Here is a 16,828-nt window from a genome sequence, read left to right as displayed (position 1 = left end):
GCGGGCGCGAAGGTGACGCTGATCGAAAAGGCGGACCGGCTGGGCGGCACGCTGCGCTTTGCAGCGCTGGCCTATGAACCCAATGAGCGGCTGTTGAACTGGCTGCGGCGGGAGGTCGGCAAGTCCTCCGTCGACGTGCGCCTGAAGACGGAGGCGACGCCCGAGCTGATCGCCAGCCTGAAGCCCGACAAGGTGATCGTCGCCACCGGCGCAGTGCGCGACATGCCGCCGATTCCCGGCAACGATCAGGATTTCGTGCTGTCGGGCGATGATCTGCGCGGCATGATGCTGGGCGAGGACAGCGCCTCGATTCGCCGAAAGACGAGCTGGACGACGCGGCTCGCCACCAAGGTCGGCGCGGCGACCGGCGCCACCTCCAATCTGGAACTGGTGCGCAAGGCGACCCGCACATGGATGCCGTTGGGCAAGAAGGTCGTCATCATCGGCGGCGAACTGGTCGGGTGCGAGCTGGCCGAATTCCTGATGGAGCGCGGCCGCGAGGTGACGATAGTGGGCGAGGCGCCGAAATTCGGCGGCGGCCTGTTGCTGGTGCGGCGGATGCGCCTGCTTGCTGAATTGCGCGAACATGACGTCGCCATGTTCCCCGGCGCGAGCCACATCCGCATCGACAGAGGGGCGGTCAGCTTCACCAGCGCGTCCGGCGAGGTGGAGAGCGTCCCGGCTGACCATGTCGTCGTCGCCATGGGGGCGCATGGCGATAGCACGCTCGCCAATGCGTTGCGGGGCGCCGGCCATGACGTGGTCGAAATCGGAGACGGCACTGGCGTCACCTATATTGAAGGCGCGATCCGCGGCGCGGCCGAGGCGGTCGCTGCCATGGGACGTTGATGATGGGACGGGGGCGGAAGCGAAGGCCGCCCCTGCCCTCTCCGGCGCCCTTGGTCAACGACCGCCGACACGCTATGATGTCCTTGCCCCATGGGAGAGAACCGCAGGGGAGAGGATCATGGAAACGGACAATTCAGCGCTGTTGGCCTGTCCATTCCGCTTGCTGTGTCTGGCGAGCGGCGCGTCTGCCCTCATCGCGCTTTGCGTCATTCTCTTACTCTCTTAATTCCGCATTTCCGGTCGTAGCTGCGATAATCCTTGCCGCAAGGCATGGGGAGAAGCAGATCTGCCAGCCGACTTGCCGAAATGGTGGACATTCATGACCGCGAATCATGTGGCGTCGGCAGGCGCGGCATCCCTGCTGCGATCGACACCCGCGCGCTTTCGGAATGGGCTTCGCGGGCGTCGGGCGCATTGGCCAAGGGGCCCGCGCCCGTGACGGGGATCGAGGCCGTTCAGACCCGCCGCGCAAATACGTCTGACTGGCTGGCCGTGGCGGCTGGCACGCTGGGCGCGATGATGGCGATGCTGGACGTTTCCATCGTCAATTCCGCCCTGCCCACCATTCAGGGAGAAATCGGCGCCAGCGGCACGGAGGGGACCTGGATCGCGACGTCCTTCATCGTCGCGGAAATCGTCATCATCCCTCTGGCCGGCTGGTTGCAGCGGCTATTGGGGCTGCGCAATTTCCTGATCATCTCGACCATCGGCTTCATCGCCTTTTCGATGGTCTGCGGCATGGCGCCGAACCTGACCGTCATGATTCTGGGCCGCATCGGACAGGGCATAACCGGCGGCGCCCTGATCCCCACGGCGATGACGATCATCGCCACCCGCCTGCCCCGCCACCAGCAGCCGGTGGGCAATTCGCTCTTCGGCGCGACAGCGATATTGGGGCCGTTGATGGGGCCGATCCTGGGCGGCTGGCTGACGGAGAATATGAGCTGGCACTACGCCTTCTTCCTCAACCTGCCCGTCGGCATCGCGCTGCTGATCCTGCTGTTTGCCGCCATGCCCTATGAGCGGCCGCGGTTCGACCTGATCGGGGAAGCCGACTGGCTGGGCGTCTTCGGCATGATATTGGGCCTGGGCGGCCTGACCGTCGTGCTGGAGGAGGGCGAGCGGGAACAATGGTTCGAATCCGCCGCAATCGTCTGGTTGACGGTCACGGCAGTCGCGGGTTTCGCCATGCTGCTGGCGGGCCAGATTTTCGCGAGGCGGCCGGTGATCCGCCTGCGCCTCCTGCTCGACCGGCAGTTCGGCGCAGTGTTCATCATGGCCATGATGATCGGCATGGTCATTTACGGCACATCCTATGTGATTCCGCAATTTCTGTCGCTGATCGCCCATTATAACGCGCTGCAGTCCGGCCAGATCGTTCTGCTGTCGGGCATACCGATGGTGTTGATGATGCCCTTCATGCCCTGGGCCATCCGCAATGTGCCGATCCATGTGTCGGTCCTGTTCGGCCTGCTGCTGCTGACGATGAGCGCCTATCTGGAAACGACTTTGACAGCCGCCTCCACCGGGAGCGATTTCGTCGATTCCCAATTGATGCGCGGCGTCGGCACGATCTGCGTGATGATGTTTCTCAATCAGGCGGCGATCCGATCCGTCCCGACTTCGCTGGCGAGCGATGCGGCGGGTCTCTACAACGCGGCGCGCAATCTCGGCGGGTCCTTTGCGCTCGCCGGCATTGCCGTCGTGCAGGATCAGCGCCTGTGGCTGCACAGCCGCCGCATGGAGGAGAGTCTGTCCGCGAACAGCCTGAATGTGCAGACCTATCTTGCGGCTCAGGCGCGCGGCCTTGGCGGGCATGATGCGGCGCTTCGTGTCATGGAACAGACGATTCAGACCCAGGCGCTGACGATGACCTTCATCGACCTGTTCTGGATGCTGATCATCGGCGTCGCCTGCACGGCGCCGCTGGTGATCTTCCTGCGCCCCCTGCCGCAGCATGCCGCGCCCGTAGCGGCGCACTAGGATGCAGGGAAAATACCAGCGCAACGGAAGCGGAGAGAAAAAATGACTGATACCTCGGCCATGGGATGCCGTCGCATGACGGACAGGATCGCGATCGTGGCGGGCGCCGCCACCGGCATCGGCCGGGCAACGGCCCTGCGCCTTGCTGCAGAGGGCGCCACGCTGGCCGTCGGTTCGCCGGAGAGCGAACGGGCGAAGATCGATACGCTGGTGGCAGAGATTGAAAGCGCCGGAGGACGCGTTATCGGATGCGCCTTCGACGCCACGGATGACAACTCTGTCGCGGCTCTGATCGATGCAGCCGTGGATGCCTTTGGCGGCTTCGACGCGGTCCATGCGAATTTCGCTGACCTGCGCGTGATCTTCAAGGATAGCGATGCGCTCACCGTGTCCGACGAGGTGCTGGAGCGCACGCTGGACGTCAATCTGAAGGGTATGCTGCGCATCACGCGTCATGCCCTGCCAAAGCTGCTGGAACGGGGCGGTGGCGCTATGATCTACACCTCTTCCGCCGCCGCGGTCTGGGGCGAGCCGGTCCGGCCCTGTTACGCCATGGCGAAGGCCGGGATCAACGCGCTTGTCCGGCATGTGGCAAGCGCATGGGGCCAGAAGGGCATTCGCGCCAACGCCATCATGCCCGGCCTGGTGGTCACCCCGGAAACGCGCCAGTCGATGCCCAGCGATTTCCAGGCGGAAGTGCTGGCTCGCGGGCGCTCCATGCGTTTGGGGGAAGTCGAGGACATTGCCGCCATGGTCGCCCATCTCGCCAGCAGGGACGGCGAATGGATCAACGGCCAGTGCATCGCTGTGGACGGCGGATCGACGCTTAACTGAGCCATATATGTTTCGACTGCGCGCGCCCACATCGGACGCAGACCGGACCGAAGAAGGGCGACGGAATTTCTCTCGCCCAGCACCAATGACGAGGAGAGCGACATGCGGTTCCACTATGCCGAAAGCATGACGGCAGTTGCCAATTACATTCCGCTGGCCCAGGCGGCCGAAGCGAGCGGCTATGCCGGTTTCACCATCCCCGACAGCCTGATCTACCCCAAGTCATCGGACACAAGTTACAGCTATACCGAAGATGGCGGGCGAGAATTTCTGGAAAACAAGCCCTTCATCGAGAGTTTCGTTCTGGCCACGGCGATCGGCACGGCGACCAAAACTCTGGAAATGACGACCAACGTGGTCAAACTGCCCGTGCGGCCCCCGCTCTATTCGGCCAAGCTCGCTTCCTCGATTGCGGCGCTGACCGGAAACAGGTTCAATCTGGGCGTGGGCCTGAGCGTCTGGCCCGAAGATTATGCAGTGATGGGCGTGCCCTATGAGAAGCGGGGCAAGCGGTTCGACGAATGCATCGCCATCGTGCGCGGCCTGTGCGCGGGCGGCTATTTCGAGTTTCATGGCGAATTTTACGAGCTGCCCCCGGTCAAGCTGAATCCGGTACCGGACAAGCCGCTCCCGATCCTGATCGGCGGCTTTTCCGATGCGGCGCACAAGCGCGCGGCGCACAATGACGGCTTCATGTATGCAGGCGGCGACGGCGGCACGGCGGATTTGGCCAATGTCGTCAGCAAGATCACCCAATATCGGACCGAGGCGGGTACGCTCGACCGGCCGTTCCGCATCTTTGCCACCGCGATGGGCGCGATCGACCTTGATGTCGTGAAGCGGCACGAAGATCTGGGCGTCACCGACATGCCGGTGGCTTTCCGCAATCTTTATGCCGTCGAAGAGGACAGCCAGCCGCTCCAGCAGAAAATCGACGATCTCAACCGCTTCGCGGACGAGGTGATCGCCAAAATCTGAAGCGGCGCGCCAGCCGCAAAATCAAAAAAATAGCGCGAACGGGCCTTCCATCCCGTTCGCGCCAGGCTTTGACCGGGGCGGCTCATCCCCTGTATGAACCGCCGCCGAGCCTTCTCAATCGGATCGAAAGCCCCCTCAGAACTGGATGCGGGCGTCGATGCCGTAAGCGATCGGCTTGTTGAAGGTCGCGCCCGCAAAACCCAGCGCGCCGAAATCGATGCCGTAGGTCAGCCGCTTCTGGTTGAGCAGATTGTCGCCCCAGAAGCCGACGTCCAGCTTGCCGCTTCCCAGACGAATTTCCTCGACGGAGAGGCGGGCCTTAACGTTGGTCTGGCTCGGTGAAATCAGTTCCTGATTGAAAGGAGCCGTATTGTCGAGCGCGTTGAACCAGATCTTCGTGCGGCGCGAATAGTCGCCCCGCAACCGGATCAGCGCATCGCCGATCGGATGGGAATATTCTGCGCCCAGATGCACGCTCCACTTCGGCGTGTAGAGTGGCTTGGCTTCATCGGCGACGTCCAGAAGGACATTGGTGGCAGGATCGCGGAACAGGAAGGTCTTGTAATTGGTCTTCACATAGCCGACCGAACCGTCGATCTGGAAGCCCTTGAACGGCAGCGCCGTCAGTTCCGCTTCGAAACCGGACAGCCGCACCTTGCCCGCATTGACGATCAGCGAGGTCGCGCCGCCGCTGCCCGCGGCGAACTGCTGGACCTGAAGATCGTCATAATCGGTGACATATCCGGCCAGGTTGAGGCGCACGCGATTGTCGAGGAACTGCGACTTGATGCCCGCTTCATAGGCGGTCGCCTTTTCCGGATCGAAGCTGTTGATGACGCTGGCGCGCGGGTTGATCCCGCCCGAGCGATAGCCCGTCGACACGCGGCCATAGACCATCACCCCGCGCGTGACGTCATAGGAGACCGACGCCAGCCAGGAGAAATTGTCGAAGCTCTTGCGGCCGCGCTGGACCGGGCTGACGTCGCCCGCCAGATAGGCGGTCTTGTCATCGCCGGTGTAGCGGCCGCCCAGCGTCACTTCCAGCTTGTCGTTGAGCGCGGAGGGCTTCCAGCTTGCCTGACCGAACACGGCCATCGACTGGGAGGTGCCGCCAAAGGCCTGAACCGGATTGGCGTTGACGCCAACCGTCGAGAGTCCCGGGTTGAGGGCGGTAATGCCGTCCACCGCGGACTGAGGGAAGCCGAGCGAGGTCAGCGCCGACACGGGCATGACGAGGGTCAGCGACTGACGATTATATTCCGACGCCTTTTCGTAGAAATAATACATGCCCAGCAGGTAGCTGACGTCGCCGACCTTGCCGAGCGCCTGCAATTCCTGACTGAACTGCCACTGTTTCTGCGGGGCGTTGTTGCCGGCATAGGGCGTCACCTGCTGGACCGACACCAGCGTCGGCGATGTGAAGTCGACCACCTTGCCCAGCAGCACGCCGTTGCCCGACAGGTTCAGGATCGTATCCTGGAAGAATTTGCGATAGCCGGTAATCGACTTGATCGTGAGTTCCGGTATCGGTTCATAGGCGATGGTCAGCGCATGCCCCTGGACGCGGGTCTGGCTGGTGTAGCGATAGTCGCCGCTGCGGTCGACATAGCCCGCCTGCTGCACCGTGCCCTGCCGAACCGGATTGACGAGGAAGGGATCGCCGCCGTAGCTGGGCGACTGCGAATAATAATCCTCCGCCAGCGGAGTTGCCGCGACGATCTGGAAGAAAGCGGGCGTGCCCTTCCGGTCGTCATAATCGAAATTATAGTTGACGGTCACATCGCCGAAATCGCCTTCAAGGCCGACCGCGACCGAATTGGCCCTGAGCGATCCGGGGTCCTTCGAGGAGGGCGTGAGCGTGTTGTTCACATAACCGTCGGATTCGCGATGCTGCGCCGCGATCGACGCCTTGATGACGTCACCGACAATATAGCCCGTATCGAGCCGCGCGCGCGTATACCAGTCATTGAAGCGGCCAAAACCGGCCTTGGCCGTCACGCCCATGGTGTCGGCCGGCTTTTTCGAGATGAGCTGCAACGCGCCGCCAATGGTATTGCGGCCGAACAGCGTGCCCTGCGGCCCGCGCAGCACTTCGATGCGTTCCAGATCGATGAGGTCGAACACTGCCCCTGCGGAGCGGGCGAGATAGACGCCGTCCAGATAGATACCGACGCCCTGTTCGGAGACGGCCGAGGGTTCCTGGTTGCCGATGCCGCGAATATAGACCGTTGCAGCGGACAGGCTGGAAGGCTGCTGCTCAACCGTCAGGTTGGGAGCGAACTGCGGCACGTCGGCCGCGCTGGAGATATTCTGGCGCTCGATGAAGTCGCCGCCCAGCGCAGTCACGGCAACCGGCACGTCCTGCAAGGTTTCCGCCGAACGGCGCGCCGTCACGACGATATCGCCCAGATTGGCAGCCTGTTCCTGCGGCGTATTCACAGGATTATCCTGCGCGCTTGCAGTCGTCGCAAAAGGCAAAATCACGATGCCGGCAACGCCAGCAAGATATGCGGATTTCATTTACATCCTCCCTTAATTCATTGTCCATGTTGGCATATATTTTTGACGGTCATTATCGCGATCGACGGCGGCTTCACGCGAAAAGTGGCCGCAAGAGGCGGATACAGCACTAATATGTCCGATTGGGTTCCGTTAGTCGCTAAAATTCCCCTCAGCAAGCGGATCAATCAACCGATTGCGTATCGTTTTTTTACCAAAAATACGAAATTGCGATTTTTACGGCGATTTCATCATCCAAATGCATTAGAAAATCGGAATTAGACAATAAGCATGATTCAGGCGAGCAGCCATGCAGGAGATTGGAGACATCGTTCGATGAGCGGGGTGGATTTCACCCCGCGCGTCATGGAGCGCTGCCCTGTTTCAGGGGGACGTTTCGAACTGGTCGAATGGCATTGGCCCGACATGGTCAGTTTCGAGCGCACCGAAACGCAATTGATGCTGGAAATGTCGTTGCCGCCCATGGCCGCCGACGCGTCCGCCTATTTTCCCGATTTCGATCCGGATCGGCGCTGCTTCATGGGCGCATTATTCGTGCGCCATCCCGGCATCGCTCTGGGCGGCCGATCGGAAGGCGGCCAGATCCGCGTGATGCGGTGCGTGCTGGACGATGAAAATACGGCCGCCATCATCGGGCAGGGCGAACCTGCACTCAGCTTTCTTCAGGGCCTGCTCAACATCCGGAACGACGCGCTGCGCAGCCTGATGCGGCTGGCCCATCGCGAACTGGTCAATCCGCTCGACAGGTCGCAGGAAGGGATGGAGGCGCTGTTCGCGCTGATCCGGATCGAGCTGCGCCGCGTCTTTCACCAGAATGCGGGGGCCGAAACTGCCAGCCGCCTCGCGCCCTGGCAGTTCCGCCGGGTGCGCGAGCGCATCGAATCGGGAACGGCCATGCCGGGCATTCCCGAACTGGCGGAATTATGCGGCATCAGTCCGCGCCATCTGCACCGGCAGTTCATCGCGCTGACCGGAAAGACCGTCTCAGCCTATATCGACGCCTATCGCATCGAGGAGGCGAAACTGAAACTCGCGCAGCCCGACGTGCCGATGAAGCAGGTCGCCCAGCAGGCGGGCTTTTCTCACGCCAACAGCTTTGCGCGGGCGTTCCGGCGGGCGACCGGCCTGTCGCCCCGCGAATATCGCCAGCGCACCGCCACCATCATGCCCGAGAGCGAAAAGGATCAGGATGCATGACATTGCCGCACGATGGCCCCGCCTTCGCCTTGCCGCCCTTCGTGCCTGCCGCGGGCGACGCCATTTCGGGTATCGAAGCGCCGCGCCTGCTGAAGCGGGATGAAACGATCGTCTGGGATGTCGAGACCGATGTGGTGGTGGCCGGGCTGGGCGGCGCAGGCGTCTGCGCAACACTTCAGGCACTGGAGGAAGGCGCCGACGTCGTGGCGCTGGAACGGTTCGGCGGGGGCGGCTCCACGGCCGTTAATGGCGGCATATTCTACGCCGGAGGCGGCACCACCGCGCAAAGGGAAGCGGGCGTTGAGGACAGCGTCGAGGACATGTTCCTTTATTTGCGGGAGGAAACGCAGGGGGTTGTCAGCGATGATCTGCTGCGCCGCTTTTGCGAAGGCAGCGCCGACGACGCCGCCTGGATGACGAAACATGGCGTGCGCTTTTCCGGCAAGCTTTATGCGGGAAAGACATCCTATCCGCACACCAGCTATTATCTCTATCATTCGGACAGTTCGCTGGCCGCACCCTATCGGCATATCGCCAGGCCGGCGGCGCGGGGGCATCGCGCCTTCCTGCCGCCGACAAAATCAGCCGAAGGCTATGGCGCAGGGCTGTATTTCCCACTGGCCGCATCTGCCGAACGGCTGGGCGCCAAAGTCATGCGCAGGACCGAAGCCGTGCGGCTGATCGTGGACGCGGACGGGGTCGTCGTCGGGGTAGAAGCCCAGCATCTGCCGCCCGACGGCAAAGCCGCGCAGGATTACGCCCGGCTGGTGCGGCGAAGCGAATATTGGACGCGCCTGTTGCCGCCCGCTTATCCCGGCGCCACCATCACGCGGGCGATCGGAGCGCGGCTGATGAAGGCTGCCGATGCAATCGAACGCAAGGCGCGGCGGCGCATCACCGTGCGGGCGCGCCGGGGCGTGGTGCTCAGCACCGGGGGATTCATTTACAACCGGGAGATGATCGCCGAACATGCGCCCGCCTATATCGACGGCATGCCGCAGGGAACGGCCGGCGATACCGGCGCCGGTCTCCGGCTGGGGCAGAGCGTGGGCGGTGCCGCAGGCCGGCTGAATCATTGCAGCGCCTGGCGTTTCCTGAATCCTCCCGCCGCCTGGGCACGCGGGATGCTGGTCGATGCGACCGGCGCGCGTTTCGTCAACGAAACCCTTTATGGCGCGGCCATCGGCAGCGAAATGGTCGAGCGTCATGGCGGCGTGGGCTGGCTCATTCTGGACGCGGAACTGGTGAAACAGGCCCGCAAGCAGATCAGCCATCCCGAAATACTGCCCTTCCAGCGCTATCCGGCAATGCTGGCCATGCGGCTGGGCCGGAAAAAGGCGCCGACGATGGAAGCGCTGGCGCGAAAGCTGGGCTTCGATCCAGCAACCTTCGCGGCCACGGTCGAGAATTACAATCGCGCTGCCCGCGCCGAAAGCGCCGACCCGTTGGGCAAGGAGGGAGAAGAACTGCACGCGTTCGGAGCCGGCCCCTTCTACGCCGTCGATCAGTCAATCACCGCACGATATGAGCCGCTGCCCGTCATGACGCTTGGCGGGTTGAAGGTCGACGAGAGCAGCGGGCAGGTGTTGCGCGAGGATGGCAGCCCCATTGGCGGCCTCTATGCGGCCGGACGCACCGCCATCGGCATCTGCTCCAACCTGTATGTCAGCGGACTGGCCGTGGCGGACTGCGTCTTTTCCGGGCGGCGGGCCGGGCGCCATGCGGCTGAAGGCGGCGGCTGACCGCCCCCCATCTTCACCCTCACTGGCGCTGGGAATGGATGTTGCCGCCGTCGACGACGATTTCCGTCGCGGTTATGTAGCTCGCCTCGTCGGACAGCAGGAATCGGATCGTGCGGCCCAGTTCCTCCGGCTCGCCATAACGGCCCAGCATGATCCGGCGTTCGAAATGGCCGGGCAGCGCCGCCTTGGTTCCCGCCATGATCGGCGTGTCGATCTGCCCGGGGCTGACGGCGTTGATGCGCACGCCGTCCTGCGCCAGTTCGTCCGCCATAGAGCGGACCAATGAGAGGATTGCGCCCTTGGCAGCGCTGTAAATGGGGATAAGACCGTTGCCAAGCGTCGCGTTGATCGAAGCGATGGCGACGACCGCGCTGCCCGGATGGGCACGAAGGTCCTCGCGGAAGGCCTGGACCATCAGCAGGACGGCGCGGGCGTGAAGGGCAAGTCCTGCGTCCCAATTGTCGGGCGTCACGCCATCGATGCCGGTCGCTTCGGCAGTGCCCGCGCCATGGACGATACCGCCGACGCTGCCCAGCGCTTCCCGCGTGGCCATGGCAGCAGGGGTGACGGCCTGCGAATTGCGCAGGTCGACACTGACCCCCAACGCGCGCACGCCGTAACGGTCCGCTATCTCCTGTGCGGCAAGGCGGGCGCCGTCGGCATTGATGTCCCACAAGGCCACCGGCCGTCCAACGGCGGCCAGCGCATGGGCCGTGGCCAACCCTATGCCCGACGCGCCGCCGGTAATCACGACGCCGGTATGGGGCGATCCCAGCCTTGGCGAGAAGTCGGCCGTCATATCCTCTCCTGCATCTTATTCTTGGCCAGGATTACAGCTGGCGGATGTGGATTGTTTGGGTCCGCGCCTTTCCCGCTCAGAAATCTAGCTGAACATTCTGGTCGAACCGGACGAAGCGGCGGGCGATCTTCCACCCCTGATCCGTCCTGACCACGGTGTCGCGCTGGCGCCCGGTGACGACGATCTTCGAACTCATCGGCGCATGACCGGCATTGACGTTCATGAAGGCATAGTCGGCATGAACCTCGCCATTTTCCTCGCTGACGATCAGGTTGAAATTATAGTGGCGATTCTTGCCCTCGGCCTGCCGATCGGACTCTCTGGCATGTTCGACCTGCTGCTCGATCCCTTCATAACGGATAGCAATGCCCTCCATCTCCGTCACGACATCGGCGGTGTAGAGCTGCGCCAGCCCGTCCCAGTCGCCAAAGTCCGAACAGCGGGTGAAGCGCGCCACCAGTTCCGCGATCGCAAACCTGTCCTCAACCGTTATCATGGCATCCTCTCCTTCTCTTACCTGTCGCCCCACCAGGGGAAGAAAGGCGGCATCTGCGACGCCTTCCCTGTAAATTCGGCCGGACGCTTTTCGTTGAATGCCTTCACTCCTTCGCGGCCATCCGCCTGACTGGTGTAGAATACCGCCAGGGACTCGCTCAGATGCGCCTCATAGGGGCTGTTGAAGGCGCTGTTGCGGTTCAACATCTGGCGCATCAGCGCGATAGAAACGGGCGAGCGGTCCTTGACCAGCGAACGGGCAAAGGCCTTCGCTTCATCCAGCAGCGTTTCGGCCGGGAAGACGGCGCGGACCAGTCCCTTGTCATGCGCTTCGGCAGCGTCGAAAATATCGGCGCGATAGGCCCACAGCAACGCCTGTTCCAAACCGACGATGCGCGGCAGGAAGAAGGAGGAGCAGGCCTCCATCGTGATGCCCAGCCGCCCGAAGACGAAGCCGAAGCGCGCCTTGTCCGACGCGAACCGAAAATCCATCGGCAGCAGCATGGTGGAGCCGATGCCGACCGCTGCGCCATTGATGGCGCCGACAATGGGCTTGAGACAATCATACATGGCCAGCGTCACGCGCCCCCCGGTATCGCGCACGCCCTTCAGAATAGCGGGATCATCTCCCCGCTCCCGCAGGTCCTCCATCGAGGGCGAAAGGCTTTCATCGAGACCGAAGACATTGCCGCCAACCGACAGGTCCATGCCCGCGCAAAAGGCCCGGCCCTCGCCCGTGACGACGATCACCCGAACGGCATCGTCCTGACTGGCGCGGTTATAGGCGTGGATCAGTTCCTCGCACATTTCGACGGTAAAGGCGTTGAGCTTGTCGGGCCGCGACAGGGTCAGCAGCAGCAGGCCGTCATCCTCGACCTCATAACGGATCGTCTGATAGTCCATGGTCATCAAGCCTCGCTGGTCAGGGCAGTGGCGCGGGCGAGCGCCTGACGACATTCGCCGACGACGCGTTCGATGAGTTCGGCGCAGGTCGGAATGTCGTCCATCAGGCCGATGCCAAGGCCCGCCCAGACCAACCCGCCGTCGACATCGCCGGTTTCCAGCGCCGCGCGGCCCCGCGCGCCCGCCACCAGCGCCTTGATATTTTCGAAGGTCGCGCCGGGTTCCCGTTCCTTGACGTTCACTTCCTCCGACACGGCGTTGCGGAACACGCGGGCGGTGTTGCGCAGGGCGCGGAAGATGAGGGTCGTGTCGCGCTCGCTGCCCTGCACCACAGCCTGCTTGATCGCTTCATGGATCGGCGCTTCCCGCGTCAACATGAAGCGCGTGCCCATGGTGATGCCCTCGGCGCCCAGCGCCAGCGCGGCAGCCATGCTGCGGCCGGTCGCCATGCCGCCCGCCGCGAGGATGGGAATGTCCAGCGCCTGCGCCGCGGCGGGGATCAGCACCAGCCCCGGAATATCGTCCTCGCCCGGATGACCGGCCGCTTCGAACCCGTCGATCGACACGGCATCGACTCCGGCACGCTGCGCCGACAGAGCGTGGCGGACGGCGGTGCATTTATGGATGATCCTGACCCCGGCCTCCTTGAAGCGGGCGATGAATTCAGCCGGGCTGCGGCCTGCGGTTTCCACCACGCCGATGCCGGAAGTGGCGATGACCTCCGCATAAGCCTCGTAAGGGACCGGCTGGGCGGTGGGCAGGATGGTAAGATTCACGCCAAAGGGCTTGTCGGTCATGGTCCGGCAGCGGGCAATCTCGTCCGCCAGCGCTTCGGGCGTCGGCTGGGTGAGCGCGGTCAATATGCCGAGACCCCCGGCATTGGAAACGGCCGAAGCCAGCTCGGCGCGACCGACCCACTGCATGCCTCCCTGGATGATCGGATAGCGTGTGCCGGTAATGTCTGTGATCCGCGTCTTCATGAATCTTTCCTGTTTGATGGCATGGAATCAGGCTCCGGCAGTCTGTACCCAACCCAGTTCGGCGAGCAACGGATAATGGGAGGCGAATTCCGCCGCATGGGCCGAAGCCGCCGTGCCGCGCATCGCCCGCGCCTTGATGCCGTGATAGATGGCAGCCAGCCGAAACAGCGCGAAGGCGCGATAGAAGCCCGGATGATCGATGCCGTCCCGTCCGGTCCGGCGGCAATAGGCGTCGATATAGGCCTGTTCGGACATCAGGTTCAGCGCAGCGATGTCTACCCCGCCAAGCCCGGACAAAATGGTCGGCGGCAGCCGATACATCATCAGATGATTGGTGAAGTCGGCCAGCGGATGACCCAGCGTCGACAATTCCCAATCCAGCACGGCCGCGACGCGCGGTTCGGTCGGATGGAAGACCATATTGTCGGAGCGATAGTCGCCATGGACGATGCGGCTTTCGTCGCCCGCCGGGATATGGGCGGGCAGCCATTCGATCAGCCGGTCCATATGGGGATCGCGCCCGGCAATCTCATCCGCCAGATATTGGCGCGACCAGCGGGCGATCTGCCGCGCGAAATAATTGCCCCTTTTCCCGAAATCGTCGAGGCCGAGTGCGGCGGGATCGAAATTGTGCAATCTCGCCAGCGTAGCGTTCATCGCGTCGAAATAGACGGGCCGCTCCTCCGGCGGGATCGTTTCGAACCGGGCATTCCAGAACACCCGTCCTTCGACACATTCCATGATGTAGAACCAGGTGCCGATCACTGCGTCGTCGGTGCAGAGGCCATAGAGGCGCGGTACCGGAAAACCGGCCTTACCCAACGCCCCGATCACCCGCGCTTCCCGGTCGACCGCATGGGCACCCGGAACGGTCACGCCCGGCGGCTTGCGTCGCAGAACGAAGGAACGGCCCGGCGTGTCGAGGCGGAAGGTCGGGTTGGACTGGCCCCCCTTGAACTGACGGACCGACAACCGCCCTTCCGCCCCCGCAACATGGGTCCGCATCCATTCGGCCAGCGCGCCTTCATCAAAGCGGTGACCTTCACGCACCTCCGTCGTGCCGGCATTTTGCGCTTCGACGCTCATGCTCCGGTCAGCGCCTCGCGCTTGATCTTCTTGGCGAGCGACCATTTATGCACCTGGGTCGGTCCGTCATAGATGCGAAAGGAGCGAATCTCACGGAAGACCTGCTCGACGATGGTATCGTGGCTGACGCCGGTGCCGCCCATCACCTGCACGCAACGGTCGGCGACCCGGAACAGGGTTTCGGAGACCGCAACCTTCGTCATGGAGCTTTCGGTGATCGCCTTTTCGCCCGCGTCGAGCACATCGGCACACCAGTCGATCATCAGCTCGCACTGTTTAAGGTCGATCAGATTGTCCGCCAGCATGAAGCCCACGCCCTCATGGTCGATCAACGCCTTGCCGAAGGCCTGCCGCTTCACCGCATAATCGGTGGCAATCTCGTGCGCGCGAGTGGCAGCGCCCAGCCAGCGCATGCAGTGCGTCAGCCGCGCGGGGGCGAGACGAACCTGCGCATAGGCAAAGCCCTCGTGCGCCGCGCCCAATATGGCGTCTTCAGGCAGTCGCAGATTGTCGATCCTGACCACCGCATGGCCGCCGGGCATCGAACTGTCAATCGTGCCGATCAGCCGTTCCTGCACCAGCGCCGGATGTGGCAGGGGCACAAGGAACATTGTCGCCGCCGCAACGCCGTCATCCCGATCCGTCCGGGCCATCAGGATCGCGAATTTCGCGCCGTCAAAGCCGGTCGCAAACGCCTTGCGCCCGTTGACGATCCATTCGTTGTCCCGCTTTTCCGCGCGGGTCTGCATCATCGACGGATCGGAACCAGCGCCACCCTCAACGGCCGGTTCAGTCATCAGGAAACAGGACCGCCCCTCGCCCGCGGTCAGCGGCGCAAGGAAGCGCCGCTTCTGGTCCTCGCTAGCGACCTTGCCCAGCAGGAACATATTGCCCTCATCAGGGGCATTGGTGTTGCAGGCGAGCGGTCCCAGCGGCGAGAGGCCGGACGCGCGCAGAACCCGCGCCGTTGCGCGATGGCTTAGATGGCTGCCGTCTGGCCGGATATGGGGTGTCAGAACACCCGCGTCACGAGCCTTCGCCCGCATCTCCGCCACCATGGAGTCCAGCGGCCCATGCGAGTCGCGGCGCCCGTCATTCTCGTAGGGAACGACCACATTTCTTACGAATGCCTCAACTTTGAGGGCAATCGTCATGTCGAAATCATCAGCAGCAGGTGCCATGGCAGAGCCTCCTGCATATGGCGCTTGCCAAGCTATAAACGACAATGCAAGGTGTAATAAATCGCTTCCGGCAAAGACGGGCGCCTTACTCGGCAAGCCTGCACCTGGAGGCCCGGATTACCGGAGGAGAGAGATGCCCGACGCCACGGCGATGCATGGTCTTCGCAAGGAACTGCACCATGGCAGGGTCGTCGCCTGTCATGCCGATCGGCCCGCGGATATTTGCGCCATGTTCGCCGACGCCGTGCGGCGAACGCCCGGCGCGACCGCCATCGTGGATGGGGACGACCGCTGGACCTATGCCGATCTCGCGGCGCGCGTCGGACGATGCGCGATACGGTTGACGGCTTTGGGGTTGAACGCAGGAGACCGGCTGGCCCTGCTGCTCGACAATCGGGCCGACTATATGACCCTGCTGCTGGCGGCGGCGCAGCTGGGCATCATCAACGTGCCGATGAACATCCGCCAGCGCGCGCCGGAGACTGCCTACGCCCTTGCCGATAGCGGGGCCGTTGCGATCATCCATGAAGATGCCCTGGCCGATCAGTTGCCCGATCGGAACAGCTTGCCGCATGTGCGTCACTGGTTGCCCTTTGACGCGGAAACTGCGGCGTGGGCGGCTGGCCCTGACGCGGGCGCCGCCCCCGAACGGTCAGCGGTCGGGGAAGATGACCCCTTCTGCATCCTCTATACGTCAGGCACCACCGGCCGGCCCAAAGGCGCCGTCCTGACCCATCTGGGCGTGGTGACGACCTGCATCGGATCGCAGGCGCATCTGGGGCTGCGGGATGGAGAGTCGATGGCGCTGTCCGTCCCGGCTTCTCATGTCACCGGCATCGGGCTGGTGCTGATGCTGAGCATAAGGGTGGCGGGCAAGGTGGTGATGCAGCGCGGCTTCAAGGCGCGCGACTTCCTTGAGATCGCCCAACGGGAAAGGGTGAGCTATGCCATCATGGTTCCGGCCATGTACAAGCTGTGCCTGATGGAACCCGACTTTGCCCGGTTCGATCTTTCCAGCTGGCGGGTCGGAACCTTCGGCGGCGCGCCGATGGCGGAATCGACGATCAGCGCGCTGGCAGCGCAACTGCCGGGCCTGACGCTGGTCAATATCTATGGATCGACCGAAACCACTTCGCCCGCTGTAATGATGCCGCTTGGCCAGTGCGCCACCCATGCCGACAAGGTGGGCCGTCCCCTGCCTTATTGCGACATCATCGTGATGGATGACGAAGGACGGCAGTTGCCGCCCGGCGATCAGGGCGAGATCTGGATCGGGGGCGC

Annotated in this window: 14 protein-coding genes; 7 read left to right on the top strand and 7 right to left on the bottom strand. The window is 63.4% G+C overall.

The genetic code is table 11. The features are described 5' to 3' along the window. The 4 genes from ACFC3J_RS17700 to ACFC3J_RS17685 form a co-directional block, all read left to right on the top strand. Positions 1–849, top strand: an 849-nt coding sequence (locus tag ACFC3J_RS17700; RefSeq protein WP_375197419.1) for an FAD/NAD(P)-binding oxidoreductase, incomplete at its 5' end; no start/stop codon positions are given. A gap of 306 nt (positions 850–1,155) precedes the next feature. Beyond that, entirely contained in the window at positions 1,156–2,832 is a 1,677-nt protein-coding gene (locus ACFC3J_RS17695) for an MDR family MFS transporter (RefSeq protein ID WP_375197418.1), read from the top strand. A gap of 42 nt (positions 2,833–2,874) precedes the next feature. Continuing rightward, positions 2,875–3,666 (top strand): SDR family NAD(P)-dependent oxidoreductase, encoded by a 792-nt coding sequence (locus tag ACFC3J_RS17690; RefSeq protein WP_375197417.1) that lies wholly within the window; start codon positions 2,875–2,877, stop codon positions 3,664–3,666. 102 nt (positions 3,667–3,768) lie between these two features. Next, positions 3,769–4,644 (top strand): LLM class flavin-dependent oxidoreductase, encoded by an 876-nt coding sequence (locus ACFC3J_RS17685; protein ID WP_375197416.1) that lies wholly within the window; start codon positions 3,769–3,771, stop codon positions 4,642–4,644. A gap of 135 nt (positions 4,645–4,779) precedes the next feature. Here ACFC3J_RS17685 and ACFC3J_RS17680 read toward each other — a convergent pair whose 3' ends face one another. Beyond that, complete coding sequence (locus ACFC3J_RS17680) at positions 4,780–7,164, bottom strand: TonB-dependent receptor (protein WP_375197415.1); 2,385 nt, start codon at positions 7,162–7,164, stop codon at positions 4,780–4,782. A gap of 315 nt (positions 7,165–7,479) precedes the next feature. On the opposite strand from ACFC3J_RS17680, the gene ACFC3J_RS17675 reads away from it, so the two are divergent. Both ACFC3J_RS17675 and ACFC3J_RS17670 read left to right on the top strand, forming a co-directional pair. After that, the gene (locus ACFC3J_RS17675; protein WP_375197414.1) at positions 7,480–8,361 is read left to right on the top strand and encodes a helix-turn-helix transcriptional regulator; all 882 of its coding nucleotides are present in this window, start codon (positions 7,480–7,482) and stop codon (positions 8,359–8,361) included. Next, positions 8,358–10,103: an FAD-binding protein gene (locus tag ACFC3J_RS17670; protein ID WP_375197413.1), complete on the top strand. Its 1,746-nt coding sequence runs from the start codon at positions 8,358–8,360 to the stop codon at positions 10,101–10,103. Before ACFC3J_RS17675 ends, ACFC3J_RS17670 begins: the two co-directional genes overlap by 4 nt. A 19-nt stretch (positions 10,104–10,122) precedes the next feature. Here the strand turns inward: ACFC3J_RS17670 and ACFC3J_RS17665 are convergent, their stop codons facing one another. The 6 genes from ACFC3J_RS17665 to ACFC3J_RS17640 all read right to left on the bottom strand — a co-directional run bounded on the left by ACFC3J_RS17665 (position 10,123) and on the right by ACFC3J_RS17640 (position 15,547). Beyond that, positions 10,123–10,902 carry an SDR family NAD(P)-dependent oxidoreductase gene (locus ACFC3J_RS17665; RefSeq protein WP_375197412.1) on the bottom strand — a complete coding sequence of 260 codons (780 nt, stop codon included), beginning with the start codon at positions 10,900–10,902 and terminating at the stop codon, positions 10,123–10,125. Positions 10,903–10,978: 76 nt separating this feature from the next. After that, positions 10,979–11,398 carry a nuclear transport factor 2 family protein gene (locus ACFC3J_RS17660; protein ID WP_375197411.1) on the bottom strand — a complete coding sequence of 140 codons (420 nt, stop codon included), beginning with the start codon at positions 11,396–11,398 and terminating at the stop codon, positions 10,979–10,981. 17 nt (positions 11,399–11,415) lie between these two features. Next, the gene (locus ACFC3J_RS17655; protein WP_375197410.1) at positions 11,416–12,306 is read right to left on the bottom strand and encodes a crotonase/enoyl-CoA hydratase family protein; all 891 of its coding nucleotides are present in this window, start codon (positions 12,304–12,306) and stop codon (positions 11,416–11,418) included. After that, complete coding sequence (locus tag ACFC3J_RS17650; RefSeq protein ID WP_375197409.1) at positions 12,306–13,280, bottom strand: NAD(P)H-dependent flavin oxidoreductase; 975 nt, start codon at positions 13,278–13,280, stop codon at positions 12,306–12,308. Before ACFC3J_RS17650 ends, ACFC3J_RS17655 begins: the two co-directional genes overlap by 1 nt. A gap of 27 nt (positions 13,281–13,307) precedes the next feature. Beyond that, positions 13,308–14,366, bottom strand: coding sequence for a phosphotransferase family protein (locus ACFC3J_RS17645; protein WP_375197408.1), 1,059 nt, complete (start codon positions 14,364–14,366; stop codon positions 13,308–13,310). After that, positions 14,363–15,547: an acyl-CoA dehydrogenase family protein gene (locus ACFC3J_RS17640; protein ID WP_375197407.1), complete on the bottom strand. Its 1,185-nt coding sequence runs from the start codon at positions 15,545–15,547 to the stop codon at positions 14,363–14,365. Before ACFC3J_RS17640 ends, ACFC3J_RS17645 begins: the two co-directional genes overlap by 4 nt. Before the next feature lie 133 nt (positions 15,548–15,680). Between ACFC3J_RS17640 and ACFC3J_RS17635 the strand changes: the two genes are divergently transcribed. Next, on the top strand, positions 15,681–16,828 hold a 1,148-nt coding region (locus tag ACFC3J_RS17635), incomplete at its 3' end, for a class I adenylate-forming enzyme family protein (RefSeq protein ID WP_375197406.1).

It is taken from the genome of Sphingobium sp., from assembly GCF_041987595.1.
Lineage (GTDB): Bacteria > Pseudomonadota > Alphaproteobacteria > Sphingomonadales > Sphingomonadaceae > Sphingobium.
Note: the sequence above shows the minus strand (reverse complement) of the source record. Positions and strands in the feature narration are given on the sequence as shown.